General features: G+C 42.5%; 16 protein-coding genes. 9 read left to right on the top strand and 7 right to left on the bottom strand.

The features are described from left to right. Positions 1 to 385 precede the first annotated feature (385 nt). Positions 386 to 1,093 carry a hypothetical protein gene (locus WDM69_RS04740; RefSeq protein WP_338755824.1) on the top strand — a complete coding sequence of 236 codons (708 nt, stop codon included), beginning with the start codon at positions 386 to 388 and terminating at the stop codon, positions 1,091 to 1,093. Positions 1,094 to 1,294: 201 nt separating this feature from the next. Here WDM69_RS04740 and WDM69_RS04745 read toward each other — a convergent pair whose 3' ends face one another. After that, positions 1,295 to 2,467 (bottom strand): RNA-guided endonuclease InsQ/TnpB family protein, encoded by a 1,173-nt coding sequence (locus WDM69_RS04745; RefSeq protein ID WP_338755825.1) that lies wholly within the window; start codon positions 2,465 to 2,467, stop codon positions 1,295 to 1,297. Then, positions 2,464 to 2,574, bottom strand: a complete 111-nt coding sequence (locus tag WDM69_RS04750; protein WP_078306603.1) for a MerR family transcriptional regulator — start codon at positions 2,572 to 2,574, stop codon at positions 2,464 to 2,466. Before WDM69_RS04750 ends, WDM69_RS04745 begins: the two co-directional genes overlap by 4 nt. 374 nt (positions 2,575 to 2,948) lie before the next feature. Here WDM69_RS04750 and WDM69_RS04755 point away from each other — a divergent pair, with 374 nt between their 5' ends. The 7 genes from WDM69_RS04755 (at position 2,949) to fdx (ending at position 8,688) form a co-directional block, all read left to right on the top strand. Continuing rightward, positions 2,949 to 3,479 (top strand): Rrf2 family transcriptional regulator, encoded by a 531-nt coding sequence (locus tag WDM69_RS04755; RefSeq protein ID WP_078306604.1) that lies wholly within the window; start codon positions 2,949 to 2,951, stop codon positions 3,477 to 3,479. Further along, positions 3,476 to 4,699 carry an IscS subfamily cysteine desulfurase gene (locus tag WDM69_RS04760; protein WP_078306605.1) on the top strand — a complete coding sequence of 408 codons (1,224 nt, stop codon included), beginning with the start codon at positions 3,476 to 3,478 and terminating at the stop codon, positions 4,697 to 4,699. The genes WDM69_RS04755 and WDM69_RS04760 overlap by 4 nt, the downstream gene beginning before the upstream one ends. A 102-nt stretch (positions 4,700 to 4,801) precedes the next feature. Beyond that, positions 4,802 to 5,185, top strand: a complete 384-nt coding sequence (gene iscU / locus WDM69_RS04765) for a Fe-S cluster assembly scaffold IscU (protein WP_078306606.1) — start codon at positions 4,802 to 4,804, stop codon at positions 5,183 to 5,185. A 128-nt stretch (positions 5,186 to 5,313) separates the two neighbouring features. After that, entirely contained in the window at positions 5,314 to 5,634 is a 321-nt protein-coding gene (iscA, locus tag WDM69_RS04770) for an iron-sulfur cluster assembly protein IscA (protein WP_078306607.1), read from the top strand. Positions 5,635 to 5,646: 12 nt separating this feature from the next. Further along, positions 5,647 to 6,168 (top strand): Fe-S protein assembly co-chaperone HscB, encoded by a 522-nt coding sequence (gene hscB / locus WDM69_RS04775; protein WP_078306608.1) that lies wholly within the window; start codon positions 5,647 to 5,649, stop codon positions 6,166 to 6,168. Between the two features lie 129 nt (positions 6,169 to 6,297). Beyond that, entirely contained in the window at positions 6,298 to 8,238 is a 1,941-nt protein-coding gene (gene hscA, locus WDM69_RS04780) for a Fe-S protein assembly chaperone HscA (RefSeq protein WP_338755826.1), read from the top strand. A gap of 111 nt (positions 8,239 to 8,349) precedes the next feature. Further along, the gene (gene fdx / locus WDM69_RS04785) at positions 8,350 to 8,688 is read left to right on the top strand and encodes an ISC system 2Fe-2S type ferredoxin (protein WP_078306610.1); all 339 of its coding nucleotides are present in this window, start codon (positions 8,350 to 8,352) and stop codon (positions 8,686 to 8,688) included. Between the two features lie 36 nt (positions 8,689 to 8,724). Here the strand turns inward: fdx and WDM69_RS04790 are convergent, their stop codons facing one another. The 5 genes from WDM69_RS04790 to WDM69_RS04810 all read right to left on the bottom strand — a co-directional run bounded on the left by WDM69_RS04790 (position 8,725) and on the right by WDM69_RS04810 (position 16,256). Next, positions 8,725 to 10,050 (bottom strand): adenylate/guanylate cyclase domain-containing protein, encoded by a 1,326-nt coding sequence (locus tag WDM69_RS04790; RefSeq protein WP_338755827.1) that lies wholly within the window; start codon positions 10,048 to 10,050, stop codon positions 8,725 to 8,727. Between the two features lie 97 nt (positions 10,051 to 10,147). Next, the gene (locus tag WDM69_RS04795; protein WP_078306612.1) at positions 10,148 to 10,585 is read right to left on the bottom strand and encodes an HIT domain-containing protein; all 438 of its coding nucleotides are present in this window, start codon (positions 10,583 to 10,585) and stop codon (positions 10,148 to 10,150) included. Positions 10,586 to 10,766: 181 nt separating this feature from the next. Further along, the gene (gene pepN, locus WDM69_RS04800) at positions 10,767 to 13,532 is read right to left on the bottom strand and encodes an aminopeptidase N (protein WP_143823251.1); all 2,766 of its coding nucleotides are present in this window, start codon (positions 13,530 to 13,532) and stop codon (positions 10,767 to 10,769) included. A gap of 183 nt (positions 13,533 to 13,715) precedes the next feature. Further along, positions 13,716 to 14,666, bottom strand: coding sequence for a peptide chain release factor N(5)-glutamine methyltransferase (gene prmC, locus WDM69_RS04805; protein ID WP_078306613.1), 951 nt, complete (start codon positions 14,664 to 14,666; stop codon positions 13,716 to 13,718). Between the two features lie 24 nt (positions 14,667 to 14,690). Then, positions 14,691 to 16,256, bottom strand: coding sequence for an AmpG family muropeptide MFS transporter (locus WDM69_RS04810; RefSeq protein ID WP_169832902.1), 1,566 nt, complete (start codon positions 16,254 to 16,256; stop codon positions 14,691 to 14,693). Positions 16,257 to 16,603: 347 nt separating this feature from the next. Between WDM69_RS04810 and WDM69_RS04815 the strand changes: the two genes are divergently transcribed. After that, positions 16,604 to 16,993, top strand: coding sequence for a type II toxin-antitoxin system HicB family antitoxin (locus WDM69_RS04815; protein ID WP_078306615.1), 390 nt, complete (start codon positions 16,604 to 16,606; stop codon positions 16,991 to 16,993). Positions 16,994 to 16,999 lie beyond the last annotated feature (6 nt).

Raw genomic sequence — 16,999 nt, forward strand, 5'->3', positions numbered from 1 at the left:
TAGGCTTGAGTGAATTTCAGTGTAACAGCCAAATGACCACACACCATCAACACAAACCATAAAAAAAACCATAAACACACGCCGATGAACAGACAATAATCAAATTTATCAGATAGGTCAAGTTAAAAAGGAATTTTACTGATGAATGACAGCAATGCTTAGCAGCATGTCAAGAATGCGATTAAAATTCAAATCAATGTTGCACAACAAATGAATGATGAAACACACTGTCAAAGATGCTATCATCTACCATCAACCATTTCACCCTTGAGTATTGAATATTAAGCATTTATCATTCAGCGAGCAATCACAATAATCTGAGCATGTTACCCAGCATTGCTAGCCGTTATTACCAACCATTTATTACCAACCATAAGGTAACGACATGACGCAACAATTCCACACAGACTCTAAGCAATCATCGTCTTCTCAATCGTGGTCTGAGTCTCGTTATTGGTCCCAGCGTGTGCTGGATTTCTTTTTGGTGGTCGCCGAATCCATGCTCACCCTAATTTTACGCTTTGATGCCCAACTGCGTCAGGCAGCATATCCATTGGCACAAGCTCAAGTGGTGGTTGAGATAAACACCTATTTGCCTAATGAGCGGATTTATCTGTCCTTTAGCACCAAAGGCATTTTGCTAGATGCTGACTTGCCCATACAAAAAGACCAAGCAGACATCATGGTGAATGCTTATAGCTTTCAGGTCATTTTGGCAATATTATCTGATAAAGAAGCAAAGATTGATGCACTACAATACTTGGGTGATGAACAAAAAGTACAATGGCTTAAGCACTTTTTACAAACTTTAAGCGTCAGTCATTTGTTGGCTCAACTGTTCGCATTATTTGACAAAAATAAAAAAGAAACGCCCAGCCAAGAAGAGCAAGAAGCCAACAAACAACAGAAGATAACGGATTATCAAGAAAAAATTGCCAAGCTTGAGCAAAGTAATGACCAACTGATGACTGATAACGCTCGCTTGACCACACAACTGGCAGAATTAAAAAGTCGGCAAAATGTTTATACCTACCTATCAATTGCCCTTGCTGTCATTTGTTTGGTGGCGGTGGTGATGCTGATGATGAATTAACAGCTTGTCTTAACCACCTTAACAATTACCTTTGCAACTCACCACTGCCGTTCCTTAAAACCCACCCAAATCTACCCAAAGGCAAATTTAGCGTTTAATTCCTACTTCAACGTTGTTTGCCTTATTCGTTTGAACTTGGACTTACATCAACTCCATAGGCGTTTTTAATTGGGGATAGAACTTACCCACCAACGATTAATATTAAGATAAAGTTAAAACCTTATCTTCCTGATTTAAAATATTGATACTTGCATTAATATCACGGTCATGATTGGCATGGCAACTAGGACAAATCCAATGTCTAACCGCAAGTGTCAAGTTTTCTTTTGCCATAATAAAACCGCAATTTGAACAAGTTTTAGAGCTTGGGTAAAACCTGTCCAATTCTTTGATGCTCTTGCCCCATTGATTTGCTTTATAAATAAGTTGCCGTTTAAATTCATAAAATCCCAAATCATGGATAGACCTTGCAAGCTTGCGATTTTTAACCATGCCTTTAACGTTAAGGTTTTCAAGGCAAATCACGTCATAACTTTTGACAAGTTGTGTTGTGAGCTTATGAGTAAAGTCTTTTCTGATACAACTGATTTTGTCATGCAGCCGTGAGAGCTTGGTTTTCGCCTTTTCACGGTTATTACTGCCTTTTTGTTTTCTTGATAAAGATTTTGACAATCTTTGCAGTTTTTTAAGTTTGTTTTTAAGTGGTTTTGGGGCTTTGATTTTTGTACTATCTGAAAGCGTGGCTAAATCGGTAATGCCTAAGTCTAAACCGACTGATTTACCTGTTTTGGGTAAAGGTTTTTGAGTGTCATCTAATTCAACAGCAATACTCACAAACCATTTACTGCCCTTGGTAAAAACTTTGGCGGATAGGATTTTGCCATTGTATCTTAGATGTTCGGTCATTCTAACCAACCCCAGATTGGGGATTTGAATGTGTGGTTTGTTATTTTTACTTTTAAGTTTAAATTGGTCGTTGGATAGGCTAAAACGGTCATTGACGCCTTTTTTGCGAAATTGGGGATATTTGCTTTCGCCTTTAAAAAAGCGTTTAAAGGCATCGCCTAGTTGCATAATAGTAAGTTGTGGGGAGCATTTGGTAACTTCAAGCATAAAGGGGAATTGTTCACGCTTGATAGAATTAAGTTGTTTTCTTAGTTTACCTTGTGATGGTTTGTGAAGTTTGGTTTCGTCAATGGTTATGCCTTTTGCTTGACATTCATCACGGTAGTTTTTGTCTTGTTCATATTGCTTTTTCCATTCTGCCAACGCCCAATTATAGGCAAATCTGGCAACGCCACACGCTTTTTTGAGATGGGTGGCTTGGGTGTTGTTGGGGGTTAGCTCTATGATGTGTCCACGAATGGTGGTCATTGTAGTACTGCCTTGACAAGCACACCTATTTGTTCCCATTTGCGTAAGGTTGAGATGGACACGCCAAGTTGTTTGGAAGCTTCGTTGATACTGATTAATCTATTCATTTGGATATTATAAGATAGATTTAGTTAGATTTCAAGAAACAGTTCAAAGCCCTAATAACCACCCCTGACAACCACTTTTGTTAACTGCCCCTTTATGGACATGTGGTTACGGTTACCTTTATTAACAAATCTATTTTTTTATGGACATCTCACGGTCATTTTTAATCTTGACTAAATTAGTCAAGATTAATATAATGGCGTGTGTTCACCTAAGCGGTCTTAGGTCTTAATGAGCATGGCTTTTATTCATCATCAATGTCATCGACATCGAACAAACATCAGCAAACAAAAAAAGTCAATAAAAGCCATTGTGCCAATAATGATGCCAACATATGCACCAACATACATACCGATTATACATATGAGGATTTCCCATGCGTCTGACAACTCGTGGCAGATATGCGGTTACTGCCCTACTGGATTTGGCATTGCAAGAAGCCCAGCAAGACACTGCCGTGTCATTATCTGACATTGCCAAGCGTCAGTCCATATCCATTTCTTATTTAGAACAATTATTCTCCAAATTGCGTAAGCAAGGATTTGTCGTCAGCACTCGTGGGGCAGCAGGAGGTTATCATCTTGCCAAGCCTTTAAATGAAATCGATGTCATGAGCGTCATTACCGCTGTTGACGAGTCGGTTAATGCCATGCTGTGTGAAGGTCAAGGCGACTGCCAAGGTGGGGCAATGTGCTTAACACATGACTTATGGTATGCGTTGTCTAAGCACATTGAACAATACCTAAAAAACATCACACTGCTACAACTTCTTGATATGGAACATGTGCATAGCACAGCAGAACGACAAAGATTTCTAACCACAAGACACGACAACAAAGTCGATGGTCATCACACCATTCATACCATTAATATTCGTAATCACCATAAAGAGGTCTCTGCATCATGAGCCAATCCAAACTGATTTATCTTGACTATGCCGCCACCACACCTGTTGCCGAAGAGGTTGCCAAAAAGATGGCACAGTACCTGACTTTTGATGGGGTGTTTGGCAATCCTGCTTCTCGCTCACACGGTTATGGTTGGCAAGCAGAAGAAGCGGTGGAGACCGCACGTGAGCAGATTGCTGAGCTTATCAATGCTGACTCTCGTGAGATTGTTTTTACGTCTGGAGCAACCGAGTCTGATAACTTGGCGATTAAAGGGGCGGCACATTTTTATCAAAGTCGTGGCAAACACATCATCACCAGTCAGATTGAGCATAAAGCGGTGTTAGATACTTGCAGACAGCTTGAGCAAGAGGGTTTTGAAATTACCTATCTTGAGCCACAACAAGGCACTGGCATGATTTTGCCCCAGCAAGTGAAAGAAGCGTTAAGAGAAGACACCATTTTGGTCAGTTTGATGATGGTCAATAATGAGCTTGGCACACTCACTGATGTGGCAAGTATTGGCGACATCACTCGTCAAGCAGGTGTGCTGTTCCATGTTGATGCGGCTCAAGCGATTGGCAAAACACGCATTGACTTATCTGAGCTAAAAGTAGATTTGATGAGCTTTTCTGGACATAAGGCCTATGGACCTAAAGGCATTGGGGCGTTGTTTGTGCGTCGCAAACCAAGAGCACGCATTAAAGCTGAACAGCATGGCGGTGGACATGAACGAGGCATGCGTTCAGGCACTCTGCCCACGCATCAGATTGTTGGCATGGGAGAGGCGTTTGATTTGGTTGCCAAGCGGTTTGAGCAAGATTTTGAGCATGTTACAAAACTACGCCAACAGCTTTGGCAAGGACTGCAAGACATTGAAGAGATTTATCTTAACGGTGATTTTGAGCATTCTGTGCCACACATTGTCAACATCAGCTTTAACTTTGTGGAAGGAGAGTCATTGATGATGTCGCTAAAAAATCTGGCGGTATCATCAGGGTCAGCTTGCACATCAGCAACCCTTGAGCCGTCTTATGTGTTAAGAGCCATTGGAAGACCTGATGAGTTGGCACATAGCTCCATTCGTTTTAGCTTGGGTCGTTACACCACCGAAGCTGATATTGAACTGGTAATCACACAAATTCACGAAGCGGTGGACAAATTGCGTCAGCTGTCGCCACTTTGGGACATGTACCAAGAAGGCATTGATTTAAACCAAGTAGAATGGCAAGAGCATTGATTGATGTGTTTGACCAATTTGATGATTAATAAATGATGAACGATGACTGATTGACCGATGCCAACGCATTAGCCAAAATAAAGAAAATAAAGGAGTTACCAAATGGCTTATTCAGACCAAGTGATTGACCATTACGAAAATCCTCGTAATGTCGGTAATTTTGACAAAAATGCCAAAAACGTTGGCACAGGCATGGTGGGTGCCCCTGCTTGTGGTGATGTGATGCGATTACAAATCCAAGTCAGCGATGATGGCGTGATAGAAGATGCTAAGTTTAAAACCTATGGTTGTGGCTCAGCAATCGCATCAAGCTCGCTGGTTACTGAGTGGCTTAAAGGCAAAACACTTGACCAAGCCCGTGAAATTAAAAATAAAGACATTGCTGAAGAGTTAGCATTGCCCCCTGTTAAAATCCATTGCTCTGTTTTGGCAGAAGATGCCATTAAAGCGGCGATTGACGATTATCAAACTAAAGTGGGTGCTTAAGATTGCTGAGATAATGCTTGCTAAGCAAGATAACGCTAAGTAAGATAACGCTAAGTAAGATAACGCTAAGTAAGATAACGCTAAGTAAGCTGACAAATAAGAGTGAATAAAACTGACGAGAACATAACATGATACAACTGACCGAACGCGCAGGTGAATACGTCCGTAACTTTTTAGCCAATCGTGGGCATGGCGAAGGCATACGTGTGGGTGTGCGAACGGCTGGTTGTTCGGGGCTTGCGTATGTGCTTGAGTTTGTTGATGAGCCTGACAACAATGATGAACGCTTTGAAAGTCAAGGCGTGAATCTTTTTGTTGATCCAAAAAGCATGGTTTATCTAAATGGCTTGCAAATGGATTATGTCAAAGAAGGTTTGAACGAAGGGTTTAAATTCACCAACCCCAACCAAAAAGGCGAATGTGGCTGTGGTGAATCGTTTACAGTTTAATCGGATTTATTAATGAATTATTTTAGCTTATTTAAACTACCAACTGCTTTTGAGATTGATTTATCCGTATTGGACAGCCAACTGCGTGCCTTGCAAACTCAATATCACCCAGATGTTATTGACAGTAAAACCAACAACAGACAAAGTGAACAAATGTCTGCGGTGATTAACCAAGGCTACCAAACCCTACGATACCCAGATAGCCGTGCCAGCCATTTGTTGGCCTTGGTTGGGCAAGACGCACACATTCAAGATTCCATTTATGATTTGGATTTTTTAGATTTGGCGATGGATTTTCGTATTAGGCTTGATGATGCAGATGCCCAACAATTACCTTCATTACAAAAGCAAATGCAAGATTGGTTGGCACAATTATCAAATGATTTTACCCAAGCTTACCATCAGCAGGATTGGCAATCGGCAATCGATGCCACGCAAAAACTTCAGTTTTTGGTAAAAATTGATAAAGACATCAGCAAAAAGATGGATAAGTCATCGCAAATAGACACATTAGATGATGATTTATACGTTTAGACTCTGGTTTGGGCTGTGCCTATTATCCAGTTTTCTTTATAATATGTGTTATTTTTAATCGCTATTTGGTGGTTTTTAATCAATGTAGTGGTTAATAAGTGGTTAATAAACGTTCGTGGTTAATAAACTATGTCATTATTGCAAATTGCTGAACCCCATCACAGTGCCAAACCTCACGCCCACCGTTTTGCCTTGGGCATTGATTTAGGGACAACCCACTCATTGGTGGCAGTTACTCGCTCAGGTGAGCCCCAAGTTATTGGTGATAAAGTCAGCCAATGCCAATCAGGTGATGGCAAATCTGTGCAAGACAGTGTGGATTGCCAAAAACTATTACCATCGGTGGTGTATTTTGGCAAAGACACCACTTTGGTTGGCAATCCTGCTGAAACCATGGCAGAACAATATCCACAGCATACCATTCGCTCCATCAAGCGTTTTATGGGTCGCACTCAGTCAGACATTCGCTTTAACCACCCTTATCAGCTGGTTGGTGATGATGGTTTTATGCCAAGCATCGCAACCCCACAAGGCAACAAAAATCCTGTTGAAATTTCTGCCATGATTCTTGAGCAGTTATATCAGCGAGCCAAACAAGCCCTACCTGATGACAGCATTGTTGGGGCGGTGATTACCGTTCCTGCTTATTTTGATGAAGCCCAACGCCAAGCCACCAAAGACACCGCTCAACTGATTGGTCTTGATGTCTTGCGATTGCTTAATGAACCTACCGCCGCCGCCATGGCTTATGGTTTAGACCAAAATCAGCAACAAGCGTATCATCTGATTTATGATTTGGGTGGTGGCACGTTTGATGTGTCATTGCTTAAGCTCAATCAAGGCATCTATGAAGTGGTGGCAACAGGGGGTAACAGTGCGTTAGGTGGTGATGACATAGACAGACTTTTGGCAAATTGGTTAATAAAACAAGCTGGATTTGAGCCAAAACAGATAGACAATCTACAAAAACAACGGCTTAACATATTGGCAAAAACATATAAAGAGCAGCTTAGCCAACAACTCCAACAACAAGCATCTCACCAAGCCCAAATTGATGTTTTTGTTACCTTAAATGACACACATTGGCAAGGCACATTGAATGCAGAACAGCTGGCACAAATCATATTGCCCGTTACCAATCGCACGCTACAAGTGTGTGAACAAGTATTAAGAGATGCCAAACTGGATAAATCCGCCATTGATGATGTGGTGCTGGTGGGTGGTTCAACCCGACTGCCCATCATTGGACAGTTGGTTGCGGATTATTTTGCCAAAACGCCCTTATCTCGCATCAATCCTGATGAAGTGGTGGCGTTGGGGGCTGCCAGATACGCCAACCAACTTATCAGTCAACAATCAGATAAACAAGTGCTGTTATTGGACGTAACGCCTTTATCTTTGGGGCTTGAAACCATGGGTGGATTGGTGGAAGTCATCATTCCACGCAACACCCCCATTCCAGTGAGTCGAAAGCAGGTTTTCACCACGTATCAAGACAATCAAAACGCCATGATTATTCATGTGGTGCAAGGTGAACGTGATACGGTGGCGGACAATCGTTCGTTAGGGCAATTTAAACTTACTGGCATTCCTGCCATGAAAGCAGGATTGGCTCGCATCGAAGTGAGTTTTACCATTGATGCCAATGGGCAACTGACCGTAACCGCCCAAGAGCTGACCACAGGCAAACAAAGCAACATTCAGGTTAAGCCATCTTATGGACTGTCTGACGCTGACCAAGAAAAGCTACTACAAGCAGGGTTTGATAATGCTCAGTCAGATAAAGACCAACGTAGCCTGATTGAAAGTCAAGTAGAAGCCAAACGGGAGCTGTTGGCGATTGAGTCGGCGTTGGTTGAATTTGGCCATTTATTGGACAGCACACAAACACAAGCACTAAAAACCGCCATGCAACACGTTGAAAACGCCATTAGTATGGGTGATAAAAACCATCTGCACACCGCTGTTAGCAACCTAAAAGGCATCAGCGATGACTTTGCCAGTGTGATTATGAACCAAGCGGTTCGCCAAAGCATGACAGGCACAACACCCAGTCAATGGCAATCATAGATGACATATTGACTTGATGTCATGTCATATTGAATGTCATATTGACATCACATCAAGTCATTGTTTGAATAAAAACACGCTTTAACAAAGCAAACCCAAATTGGAGTCATCATGCCCAAAGTTACCATATTGCCCCATCACGAAATCTGCCCAGATGGTGCGGAGATTGAACTTAATGAAGGCGATAATTTATGTCAAGGCTTGCTTGAACATAACATAAAAATAGAACACGCTTGCGACATGTCAAAGGCTTGCACCACTTGCCATGTGGTTGTGCGAAAGGGATTTAACAGTCTTGATGACATGGACGACATTGAAGCCGACCTGCTAGACCGTGCTTGGGGGCTTGAGCCTGATTCCCGTTTATCATGTCAAGTCATCTTAGACGACACGGATTTACAAATCGAAATTCCCAAATACACCATTAATCACGCATCAGAGAATCATTAATATGCGTAATATGCGTCCTACCCCGCTTGCCTTATTCTATATGACATAAGTGTTCTGAGCATGCCCCCCCCCCTCAGATTTCTGGATTTCTTGAGGGTTTGCCATCACTCGATAGCAGGGTAATGTGTCCTGAAATCCTGCAATTTTTAGACTGCCTGCTTTTTGGCAATGAAATTTATGCTTGACCAAGTCATAAGTTGATTGACTGATTAAAATTTCTTTGGGTTGAGCAGCCGCTTCCAGACGAGCGGCAAAGTTAACCTCTCGCCCTATCACGGTAAAGCTCATGCGGTCTTTACTGCCATAATTACCCACATGACAGCAACCTGTGTTGATGCCAATGCGGATATGAACATCATCAATCCCCATCATCTGCCACTGATTGCTAAGTAGGTGCATTTGTTGTTGCATGTCTAACGCCATTGCCACACACGCCACAGCATCACCACGGACATCATTGGACTTAGGATAACCAAAAAAACACACCATGCCATCACCGATGAATTTATCCAATAACGCCCCATGCTGGATATTGATGCGTGTCATGGCTGCCATATAGGTGTTTAAAACATTTGCCAAATGCTCAGCACTTAAGCTTTCAGACAATTGGGCAAAGCCAACAATGTCAGCAAACATTAAGGTCAATTCGGTGCGTTTGTTATAAATGATGGGGGTATGATGCTCACGAATAATCGATGAGTGTAACTGACAAGGCACATAGCGGGTTAAACTGTTGATGACCAAGCCAAGCTCTTTGATGCGTTCGTTAAGTACGGTGTTGTTATCAGTGGTATGATTGATGCCCATCTTACTTGATTGCTTATCTAATCGATTGGCATCATGGAGTAAATAATACCCATCTGCCACCATGCCCATTAACCCAAGTGCCAACAGCGCCGCTTGCATCACATCAGGCAACATCGGAAAATACACATCATAAACAGGATTATGCACCTGTGTGAATAACGCATAAGCCGTCAATAATGGCAATAAGGCAACCAGCAATTTGACCAAGCGAGTTGACGGTTGAATTTTTATCAAACGTATCAGCATCATGGCAACATAAAGCAGATTCACCAACGAATACAACCCCGTTGATAATATTAAAGACCCCAAAGTAAACAAGCTAAGCACATCTAAACCATCATTGATTAACGGCTGATGCTGGTTGGCTCTGTTTGAAGACCAGCCCATCATACCTACTGCTGCCATCAAGGCGACAAACAGCCATGTTAACAGATGAATGTTATCGGCATGATGATATGACATGTCCAGCTGACCCCAAAGCACCAACAACAATGCTGATACCAATATCGGTATGAACTCGACATGCGGATAAGTACAAGAGCGTTCAGTGGGCATTTTTGTCAGCGACACCTAATCTAACTAAACATTTCTAACTAAACATTGCCACCATATGATATGGATGATATGGGGTGATTGGTATGCCATCAACGTTTTACACGTCAAAACGCCATTGAAATGGCATTTCATGATGACCCCTAAGTGCCATCATCAATGCCTGCTGCATGTTGGCAAGCACCGCATTGCTGTAAGGAATGGCAGGTGTTCCCCAAACAGGATTTGGCCATTTGCTGTCGTTTTGGTATCGCACGATATGATGAAAATGTAATTGTGGCACTTGGTTGCCAAGGGCAGCCACGTTCATTTTGTCCGCCCCAAATGTCTTAGCAAGTTGGCTAGATAACCAACTGGATTCACGTAAAAACTGCACTTGGTCATTTGGGCTGAGTTCATAGATTTCTTTCACTCCTGCTATCCTTGGCACAAGTATTAGCCAAGGAAATTGACAGTCATTCATCAGACGACAAGTGGATAAGGGAAATTCCCCAACATAGAAAGTGTCTTTGGCAAGTGTGGCATGTAATTGAAACATATTGCAATTTTTCTCAAGTATCAGATTTTTATTAAACATCAAATAAAGACAGCCGTTATTTTAACAGCTATCTGCTTAAGTTCCTAATCTTAAGTTTCTGGTCTTAAGTTTCTGGTCAGTAAGTCATGATGAAGATGACTTTAGCATGGTCATTATGTTTTGGTCATTTTAGTCATTTTAGTCATTCAACCGATAAAATCGCATCTAAGCTTTCACTGACATTTTTAGAGTGAATGTTGGTTTTTAGCTCAAGTAGGCGTGCTTTGACATTGACTTGTTTCGAGTTTATCAATGTGTGCCAGTGAGAGACACTTTGTAGCAGTCTTGAAGCCAAAACTGGGTTGATGTCATCAAGCTTACCAATGGCTTGACAATACAGCTCAATACCATCGGTTGACCAAAATGCCACTGGACGATTGGCAAAATTTGTCAATACCGCACGCACTCGGTTGGGCGTATGCCAATCAAATTGTTCATGGTGCATTAGGGCTTGGATTTCTGCCACAGACACATCATGCTTGCCTGCTTGCACGGCAAACCATAAATCCACTGCCAACGGTTCATCTGAAAATGTGTGATAAAAATGCGACAGTTGTGTTTGGGCGTTATTCATGTTAATTAGGGTTTGTAATGCCCCTTGTCGCTCAGTCATACAGTGGGCATCTGCGTACTGTTGGGTGGCAAATGTCATGGCTTGTTTTTGCTCAATAAAGCCAAGAAGGTACAAGCACACATTGCGTAATGCTCGCTTGCCTCTGGCGTTGGGGCTATCCACATAACTTTCTGCTTGGCTATGTTGATATGCGGTTATCAGAGTGTCTTGTAAGGCAGTTGCCATGTGTTTAATAAAGGCATCTCGTTTGTTTTTAATAAGCATTGGGTCATAATCATGGCTAAGTCCAGTTGCCAGCTCATTTTCATTTGGCACATCAAGCATATAAGATGCCAACATGGGATCTGACTGCGTCAACTCTGCTAAGACCTGATTTAAAGTAGCAAAATAACGCTGGTGTTCATCACGAAGTGCGTCAACCACGTTGCCACCACCATGAATACCATCATCATTGCCATGTCTGAGTAAGCGATTAACCACCCCTTGCCCTGCCTGCCAACGGTTATAGCCATTGGTTTCATTGGCAATTAAAAATAACAAATCATCAGTGGATTGAGCAAAGTCCACCGTTACAGGTGCGCTAAAATTGCGAAATACTGATAACACAGGGTCAAGCATTTTATCGACTGTTGGCAACACAGTCGATAAGTCAAGCTCAAACGTTTGGTTGTCTTGGGTTATCAAAAGCGTCTGTTCAAACACAAGGTTGCCTGTCTGCCTATCAAACACCGCCATGTCCATAGGAATGGGCAAAGCAACAGGCTTGGGGTGTCCTGTTACTGCTCGAGTGTGTTGCTTGATGCTCAAATTCAGCTGAGCGGTGGTGGGATTAAAGTCTTGTTCAATGTGAACATTAGGCGTGCCTGCTTGACGATACCATGGCATAAAGTCAAGAACGTGAACATCTTGGGTGGCAAGGGCTGACAAAAAATCTTCTACCGTTACCGCTTGACCATCATAACGCTTAAAGTATTCATTCATGCCTGCACGGTATTTTTGTTCACCAAGTAAGTTTGCCAACATTCGAACAATTTCCGCCCCTTTTTCGTACACGGTGGCGGTGTAAAAGTTGTTAATCTCAATAAAACTCTCTGGACGGACAGGATGAGCCAATGGGCTGGCATCTTCAGCAAACTGGCTTGTCCGCAATATCGCCACATCTTCGATGCGTTGTACACTGGCAGATTGTTGGTCAGCAGAAAAAGACTGATCACGATAGACGGTCAAGCCTTCTTTTAAGCACAGCTGAAACCAATCTCGGCAGGTAATGCGATTGCCCGTCCAGTTATGAAAATATTCATGAGCAATGATTGCCTTGACTCTAAAGCTTCTGGCATCGGTGGTGGTGGCAGGTTCAGACAACACACAAGCGGTGTTAAAGATGTTCAAGCCCTTATTTTCCATTGCCCCCATATTAAATTGACTGACCGCCACAATCATATAACGGTCTAAGTCATAAGCTCGCCCATAGTTCACTTCATCCCAACGCATGGCATCTTTTAAGGCAGTCATTGCCACATCACACTTACTGATGTCTTTGGGTTTGGCATAGATTTGCAACAAAACATCTCTGCCTTCACTGGTGATATGATTGTCTTCTAATACCGCCAAATCAGCAATCACACAAGCAAACAGATAGCTGGGCTTTTTGGTGGGGTCATGCCACACAGCATAATGACGATTGCCAGCATTGCCAGAATTGGCATCGCTAATCTCACCTGCTTCAATAAGGTTGCCATTGGCAAGCAAGGTAGGATAGCGTTTGTCTGCTTCGATGCGAGTGGTGTATTCACATAACACGTCTGGTCGGTCAATAAAATAGGTGATTTTTCGAAAGCCTTCAGGCTCACACTGGGTTACATACATGGTATCATCACCCTCTCCTGCTCGATACAAGCCTTCTAGGGCGGTGTTGTGATTGGGGTCGATTTTGACACGAGTGAATAAACTAAAATCATCAGGCACATCGGTTATCATCAGACTGGTGGCATCGGTGTGATAACGCTCTTTGGGCAGTGTTTGCCCATCAATGGCAATGTCAATCAGCTCAAGCCCCACACCATCAAGGGTTAAACCCCCTTGATAATCAGCATCTTGCTTTTGAATGTGTAGATGACTGCTTACCAATGTGTGCTGGTCATACACTTGAATGGTCAAGTCCGCTTGGGCAATGTTAAATGCTGGGGCTTGATAATCTTGCAAATATATTTTTTGATATGCTTGAGCAGATGACGCATCTGCTGACATATTGTCTGAACTGCCTGTTGGGGCATCAGGCAGTTGTGAGTTGATGACTTCAATGTCATTGGTGGTTTTGCTGGTGGTTTCTGACATAACATACCCTTTTGATAAAATTTTTATAAAAATTAATAAACAAATCACTAAAAATGACCAAACTAAAAACAAGGTCATTTTACTCAATGGCTAAGTGGCTATATTTAAGTTATTTAAGTTGCTAGATTTAAGTGGCTATTAAGTGGCTGTGTTGTCGCTACGTTTGCTTCAACTCATTTCAATTCATTCAAGCTCACCCAAACTTACCCTATCTTGCCCAGCATAATCTTGTACGGTGCGGACATTGTGATAACCATAAGTATCAAATATGTTCCTAACCGCTTTCGCCTGTGTGTACCCATGCTCAATCGCCAACAGTCCATTGACCTGCAAATATGCCCTTGCTCCCATAATGATGCTCTCAATGTCTGCCAAACCCTGCTTATCTGCCACCAAAGCGGTGATGGGTTCTGCAGTTAAATTAGCAAGGTGAGCATCGGCTTTATCAATATAGGGAGGATTACTGACAATCACCATAAACTTATCATCATCATATTGGGGTATTGGCAAATCATTGAACCAATGACTTTGTAAAAATGTGATTGATGTTTGGGTTAAATCTAAATTTTTTGAATCATTCAAATTGCTTAGGCTATTTTTTTTGGCAATGGTCAATGCTTGTGGGCTGATATCAGTGGCAAATACTTGCCATGATTGGCTGTTAAAATATTGCTGATGTTTTTTGTGTTGACGTTGATTAAGCTCAAACGCCAGACTGATGGCAACACAACCAGAGCCAGTTCCCATGTCCAACAGCTTCAATGGCTGATGCTGGTTTGTTTGCCAACGATGTTGAGCATCTTGCGACTGTTGCTCAATCCATATCAACACTTGCTCAACCAACACTTCCGTATCAGGACGAGGTATCAGCGTGTGTTCATTGACTGCAAAATCCAACCCCCAAAACGCCTGAACCCCCGTCAAATATGCCAAAGGTGTGCCTGCTTGCATCTTATTCATGCCTACCTGCCAACGTGTGTATTCATCATCACTGAGCAAATGGTCATCATCACTGATTAAAAAACCACTGGGCTTGTCAATAATATGCAGCAGCCAATCTCTTTGCCAATGTGTCGGCAAATCAGCATAAATACTGGTGAACTGAGCTTTGAGTTGTTTGATGGTTAATGACATATTTGGTTTTTTGGTTTTTTGGTTTTAGTTTTTTGGCACTTCAGCAATGTCCATCTTCTTATCTACCCAATAAATCAGCCCCAAAATGGGTATGCCAATGGCAAAGGTAAAGATAAAGAAAAATAGATAACCCATGTTGTCCACAATCGCCCCAGAATAACCGCCCAACACCTTAGGCAACAGCGTCATCAATGAACTAAAAATGGCATACTGCACAGCGGTAAAACGAATGGAAGTCAATGCCGATAAAAAAGCAATGAACACGGCACTGGCAAGCCCAGCAGCCAAATTATCAAATATCACCGCCACATACATGTACATCAGCTCACCTGGGTGTAAGGTCAACAGAACAAACAATAAATTGGTAACACATGCCAATATCGCACCCACCATCATGGCTCGCATGATACGCATCTTTTGTGCCAAAATACCACCCAAAAACCCCCCAACAATCACCATCACCACACCCACCAACTTCACCGCTGTGGCAATGTCAGTTTTACTAAAGCCCATGTCTTGATAAAACACGTTGGAGATGACCCCTGCAACAATATCAGAAATGCGATACAACCCAATCAATGCAAGGAGCAACATCGCTTGTGAGCCATAACGACGAAAAAAATCCAGTACTGGCTCAATCCAAGTGGCAAATGCCACCTGCTTATCCACCAATTTGGCCTGTACCAACGCATAACCTGTTACCAACGCCAGCCCCAACGCCAACACCAAATGCACCACTTCCAACAAAAATCCCATCAATGGGCTGTCCACTTTTGGTAACAATGAACCAGAAAGCTTAAACACCATGATAAACGCCATCACTGACAACACAAACACCGCCACCAAACGCACATAATCACTGGTTTGACCCATCTGGCGTATTTCTTGGTTAATGGGTTCTGTTGTTAGCATCGGCTCTTTTATCAATGGTTCTTTTATCAGTGGCTCTTTTATCAATAATGTGGTCAATATGCCCACACCCATCACCGCCGCCATGATAAAATAAGTGTTACGCCAAGCAGGATAATGATAAACCGCTTCGGTTGAACCAAAACTGTCTGCCAAATATAACGCCCCTGCTCCCGCCACAATCATGCCCAACCGATAACCTGCCGTATACATGGCAGACAACACCGACTGCATATTAAGGGGTGCTGACTCAATGCGATACGCATCAATCACAATGTCTTGGGTGGCAGAAGAAAAGCCCAACAGCACCGCTGCCATTGCCATCATCGGCAGCAAAGACTGTTCAGCAGGGTTAATGCTTGCCATCAAAACAATGGCCAACACCACCCCAATTTGGGATATCAACATCCACGCCCGTCTGCGTCCCATTTTAGCGGTCAGCACAGGCAATGGCACAGCATCTATCAAAGGCGCCCAAATAAACTTAAACGAATAGCCCAAAGCTGCCCAACTGAACATGGTTACCACACTGCGATCAACCCCAGCTTCTCTTAACCACAATGACAGACTTGAGAATATCAACAAAATGGGAATGCCAGCAGAAAAACCCAAAAACAGCATGATCAACGCACGGCAATCAAGATAAGCCATCATCGCCTGTTGCCATGATTTTTTTGTCATGGTGGTGGTGATGTGTGGTACGTCTAACGCTTGCTGGTCTGAAATTTGCTTGGCTGGCACAGATTCGATGATTGGATTGGGTGGCTGATTGGAAGGTTGCTTGTCGGTATGGTTCATGCAAGTTCTCAAAAATCAAATCTAAACATCTCAATAACGCCATGGCAATATTGAGCAATTTATAATTAAGTGTGTTATGGTAATTCAAATCATATTATAATGCCATACATGGATAGCGTTATCTGCATAAACTCTCATTGAAACAGCCATTTTTTTATGGCTATTTTCATGGTCATGGTAAAACATCACTTTTATAAAACACCACTTTAATAAAATAATAAGGACATCACATGCTTTATCCTGTTGCCATCAAACCCCATGACGGTCAGTTTGTCGCTAAATTACCTGACATTCCTTCACTTGAGATTACCAGTAACAGCATGGCAGACACCATCGCCCATGCCCGCCAAGCGGTATTTGCTTATCTAAGCGATTGCATCGACCAAGACAACGCCCTGCCTCAAGCCAGCGATATTAACACTCATTTGGTTGATACAAAATACGCAGGCTGGACATGGGCAATCATCAGTGTGAATAAACACAGCTTAGTCGGTGAAGACATCGAACTGACCATCAATGTTAGCCAACGTCTATATGATAAAATCAGTGAACATATAAAAAACAGTGATGACGATTTACAAGCATTTTTAATCAACGCCATCAAAGATGCCCTAAAATAAACGCAT

Source organism: Lwoffella lincolnii (assembly GCF_037201985.1).
GTDB lineage: Bacteria > Pseudomonadota > Gammaproteobacteria > Pseudomonadales > Moraxellaceae > Psychrobacter > Psychrobacter lincolnii.